At 37.9% G+C, this 4,538-nt stretch carries 5 protein-coding genes, 2 tRNA genes and 1 rRNA gene; 2 read left to right on the forward strand and 6 right to left on the reverse strand.

All coding sequences use genetic code 11. The features are described 5' to 3' along the window. On the reverse strand, positions 1 to 440 hold a 440-nt coding region (locus ACYUCW_RS17735; RefSeq protein WP_460409160.1), incomplete at its 3' end, for a thiamine pyrophosphate-binding protein. Between the two features lie 129 nt (positions 441 to 569). Beyond that, positions 570 to 671, reverse strand: coding sequence for an ilv operon leader peptide (gene ilvL / locus ACYUCW_RS17740; RefSeq protein ID WP_017827031.1), 102 nt, complete (start codon positions 669 to 671; stop codon positions 570 to 572). Positions 672 to 1,115: 444 nt separating this feature from the next. On the opposite strand from ilvL, the gene ACYUCW_RS17745 reads away from it, so the two are divergent. After that, the gene (locus ACYUCW_RS17745) at positions 1,116 to 2,648 is read left to right on the forward strand and encodes a YifB family Mg chelatase-like AAA ATPase (RefSeq protein ID WP_004249679.1); all 1,533 of its coding nucleotides are present in this window, start codon (positions 1,116 to 1,118) and stop codon (positions 2,646 to 2,648) included. Positions 2,649 to 2,695: 47 nt separating this feature from the next. Here the strand turns inward: ACYUCW_RS17745 and ACYUCW_RS17750 are convergent, their stop codons facing one another. Further along, on the reverse strand, positions 2,696 to 3,034 hold the full coding sequence (locus ACYUCW_RS17750; RefSeq protein ID WP_004246370.1) for a MaoP family protein: 339 nt from the start codon (positions 3,032 to 3,034) through the stop codon (positions 2,696 to 2,698). A 115-nt stretch (positions 3,035 to 3,149) separates the two neighbouring features. Here ACYUCW_RS17750 and hdfR point away from each other — a divergent pair, with 115 nt between their 5' ends. After that, positions 3,150 to 3,974 carry an HTH-type transcriptional regulator HdfR gene (gene hdfR / locus ACYUCW_RS17755; RefSeq protein ID WP_004249680.1) on the forward strand — a complete coding sequence of 275 codons (825 nt, stop codon included), beginning with the start codon at positions 3,150 to 3,152 and terminating at the stop codon, positions 3,972 to 3,974. Between the two features lie 270 nt (positions 3,975 to 4,244). On the opposite strand, the gene ACYUCW_RS17760 is transcribed toward hdfR, so the two are convergent. The 3 genes from ACYUCW_RS17760 to rrf form a co-directional block, all read right to left on the reverse strand. Further along, a tRNA-Trp gene (locus ACYUCW_RS17760) sits at positions 4,245 to 4,320 on the reverse strand. A gap of 7 nt (positions 4,321 to 4,327) precedes the next feature. Further along, positions 4,328 to 4,404, reverse strand: a tRNA-Asp gene (locus ACYUCW_RS17765). A gap of 51 nt (positions 4,405 to 4,455) precedes the next feature. Beyond that, a 5S ribosomal RNA gene (rrf, locus tag ACYUCW_RS17770) occupies positions 4,456 to 4,538 on the reverse strand; the annotation flags it as partial.

Raw genomic sequence — 4,538 nt, forward strand, 5'->3', positions numbered from 1 at the left:
TGCTTAGCGATCGAAAATGCTTCTGATACGACTCTTGGCAGTTCATTCACATCAGAAACCAGAAAACTATGTTTGGTGCATGCTAAAGAGAGCCCAAGTACATCCACCTCTTGAAAAGCATCTGTCCCGATTAAATTTGAAGCAACTTGCCCTGTGATAGCAACAACAGGCACAGAATCTAACAATGCATCAGCAAGACCTGTGATGACATTAGTAGCGCCTGGGCCTGATGTCGCGATACAGACACCAGTTGTACCGGTAGAACGAGCAAATCCAATAGCAGCGATAGCGGCTCCCTGTTCATGACGACACAAAACATGTTCGACACCGCCATCATAGAGTGCGTCATACACAGGCATAATCGCACCGCCAGGATAACCAAAGACCGTTTCCACTCGCTGTTTTCGTAATGCTTGAACTAACCACTGTGCTCCATTCATTCTTTCACCCTGCGTCTTAACTTCTTGTTTAATATTAATTTATTTTCTTTTTTATTCTCTTTAAAATCCTTGGCTCAAAAAAAACCCCCGCGCCTTTCGGTGCGGGGGTTTTTCTGAGATCCGGCTAGTTTAGTTAGCCTTTCTTCGTCCTAGTGCAGCCCCGCACAGTGGGTTAATAATCACCACCACGCTGACAATAATTAGGCTAATCACTAGGACGATAGTATTCATAATATTAAAATTCTTTTTCTGTAGTAAAAAATAGTCTGTGTTGTGTTCTCTTTCACTCTGTCCTTTTAGAGTTACCATGATATTTTCATGTTGACAATGATTATTTTTAAAATAATTCTAACCACATGAAACATATAGCTATTTTTATCTCTCCGTCACGCACCAGAATATAACACTACTTAATAATTATATTGCAGTGGTTAATACTGAAAGAAAAACCATTAATTTACTATTTGTTCTGTTAATAGAAATAATTAAATTCAAAAATAAAAAGTTTCGTATAAATAATAATTTCTCATCCAATAATTATTTTTTAACTTTATTTATTTTCTATATTTTTCAATAGATTAAATATTCACGAGATATCTCTCATTTAATTAACTTCTTATTTAACACCTCAATAAAAATAAATTAAAAAGAGAGAAAATAATGGAGAATAAAAAAATGGCATTAGCAGTAATATATACGCGAGCCTCATTAGGGATCTCTGCACCACTTATTACTATTGAGGCTCATATTAGCCAGGGATTACCAGGACTCACTTTAGTTGGTTTACCTGAAACTGTCGTAAAAGAAGCGAAAGATAGGGTAAGAAGCGCATTAATAAATAGTGGATATAGTTATCCAGCAAAAAGAATTACGATTAATCTTTCACCCGCTGATTTACCTAAAGAAGGAGCCCGCTATGATTTACCCATTGCGTTAGCTATCTTAATTGCCTCAGAGCAATTAATCTCTGATAAATTAAATAGTTATGAATTTATCGGTGAGCTTGCACTTTCCGGTAAATTACAAAAAGTGAATGCGGTTATTCCCTCAATTTTAAGCGCCAACAAAGATAATAGAATATCTATCATTTCTATTGAACATCAATCAGAAGTTTCGCTCTTACCTAATAAATCCGCGTTATTAGCTAGCCATCTTTTGGATATTTGTCATCATTTAGAAAATAACACCCCATTAATTGAAGCTAAAAACAATATTAATCACAAAACAATTGAAAACCAAAATAATAAAGATATTAGTGATATTATTGGACAAAATAACGCAAAAAGAGCTGCAGAAATCACAGCAGCAGGAAATCACAACATTTTATTTCTTGGCCCTCCCGGTACAGGAAAAACAATGTTGGCGCAACGCATTAATACTCTCTTACCTCCACTTACAGCTAAAGAAGCCCTTGATGTATTAATTATCAGTAGCCTATCAAATACGATACATCATGATGGTAAATGGCCTTTACGTCCTTTTAGAGCACCTCATCATACGGCATCTGCCGTTGCTTTAACCGGAGGTGGATCTATTCCTAAACCCGGTGAAATTACACTTGCACATCATGGCATTTTATTTTTAGATGAATTGCCGGAATTTGATAGACGTGTGTTAGATGCACTTAGAGAGCCTCTTGATGCGCGCAAAATTACCATTTCACGCGCTAAAGCCAAAATTAGCTATCCCGCAAATGTGTTACTTGTCGGTGCATTAAATCCAAGTCCTACAGGGCACTATCAAGGTACTCATAATCGAACGCCCGTAAAACAAGTATTACGTTATTTAAGCAAAGTATCGGGACCTTTTTTAGATAGGTTTGACTTATCCGTTGAAATGCCATTATTACCTCAAGGTGCACTACTACAATCGACTCATACAAATGAATCGAGTAGCATCATACGAGCTCGAGTTTTACAAGCCAGAGAACGTCAGTTCCAGCGAAGTGGCAAGCTTAATACTTATTTATCAAGTAAAGAGATTGAGCATTTTTGTCAATTACATACCGAAGATGCAATCTTTCTTGAAGAGACATTGAATAAATTAGGCTTATCTATTCGTGCATGGCATAAAATTTTAAGAGTTTCGAGAACTATTGCCGATCTTGAGAATGAGCAAAAAATACAACGAAATCATCTTATTGAAGCGTTGAGTTTTCGCGCCATGGATAGACTGATGATCTATTTACAAAAACAGTTAGAAGGGTAAGTAAAAAAGGAGCGAAATACGCCCCTTTTAAATTAAAACTAATGATATTAATCATCAGAATCGGTATAGTCATCAGATGGATCGAGCTGTGGCTTTCCACCCGATAAGGTATGAAAACGTTTTGGACGACTTATACGACTGGTATATTTCTTCCAAATTTTTTCTTCAACAGTAGCTGCTTCTCGTTCGCCACGACACATGGCAACAAATAATTTTTCCGCTTCAGTTGCAGGCTCTCGTTTGCCTAAATCAAGTTCATTGAAAGCTTGACCATGACGTTCCAATATCTGGGCTTCCTTGATAGTGAAATCGCCATGACGAGAAAAACCACGCGGATAATGTTTATTGTCAAAAAAACGATTAGTCGTGATAAAACTTTCTGCCATCTGACACACTCCTAATTCTCTATCGTCATACTTATGGCGCGGAGTATTAGGGAGTCATGCGGTTCTGTAAAACAAAATATTTAAATCGTAACGACAAATTTTTTTGGAGATAGATGTGGATACCGAATTACTGAAAACCTTTTTGGAAGTCAGTAAGACAAGACACTTTGGCCGAGCCGCTGAATCTCTTTATTTAACACAGTCTGCGGTCAGTTTTAGAATACGCCAATTAGAAACCCAACTTGGGACAAATTTGTTTACTCGCCATCGTAACAATATTCGCTTAACACTCGCTGGAGAAAGGCTTATCCCTTATGCTGAGTCATTAATGAATACCTGGTTACAGGCAAAAAAAGAAATTAGCCACGCCTCCCAACACTCAGAACTTTCAATTGGTGCGACAGCATCGCTCTGGGACGCTTATCTAACCTCTTGGCTACAAGAGGCTTACTTAGAAAGAAATGAGCTTAGAATTGAATCTAGAGTCTCTACAAGGCAATCTCTAGTAAAGCAACTTCATGCTCGTGAGCTAGATCTGCTTTTTACTACAGAAGCACCCAAAATGGATGAGTTGGAAAGTAAAGTAATTGGCAATATCACATTTCAACTAATGAAAAGAGCATCACACCTGAACCAGCAAAGCGCACAATTTATCAAAATTGAGTGGAGTGCTGATTTGTCACCACTTTCACAAAATAGCTCTGCACCAAAAACAGAACCTATTTTGACAACAAATTCAGCTATGATTGCTTATCAGTTAATGAAAACAACAAATGCCGTTGCTTTTTTACCTACTCATTGGCTCGATTTATATCCCGATCTCTCACCAGCAGCAGTAGAGATCATCCAAAAACCGCTATTTGCTGTATGGCTCAATACTAGTGATCAACAAGTGTTAATTCAGCAACTACTTTCTCAACCTGTCTCCAACCATCAGTAGCATTGTGCTTCAGTCAAATTGATATATCAGTAATAAAATTGATGATTGAAGCACATGTTATTACTAATAACAGACTCAATACCCAGAAAAATATTATGTGAATAATGTTAGATTAATCATTTGGATGATACATAAAGTTATAAATACGATTTAGGATTGGCAGAGTTGGAAGGATTGGAGAAAAATATAGTGGTTTTTATATAACAAAAAGCCCAGTCAATTAACTGGGCTACAAAGTAGTATAAATTTTGTTATTACTTAATTGGTAACTGGCAGGGGCGGAGAGGCTCGAACTCCCAACACCCGGTTTTGGAGACCGGTGCTCTACCAATTGAACTACGCCCCTAAATAGTTGGCGGAACGGACGGGACTCGAACCCGCGACCCCCTGCGTGACAGGCAGGTATTCTAACCAACTGAACTACCGCTCCGCTTATTCTTTACGCACTTAATGTCTTTTTACACTAAGGCTTTAATTTAATGCTTGGCAGTTCCCTACTCTCACATGGGGAGACCCCACACTACCATCGGCGCTACGGCGTTTCACTTCTGAGTTCGGCATGGG

It is taken from the genome of Proteus sp. MB838 (genome assembly GCF_054767435.1).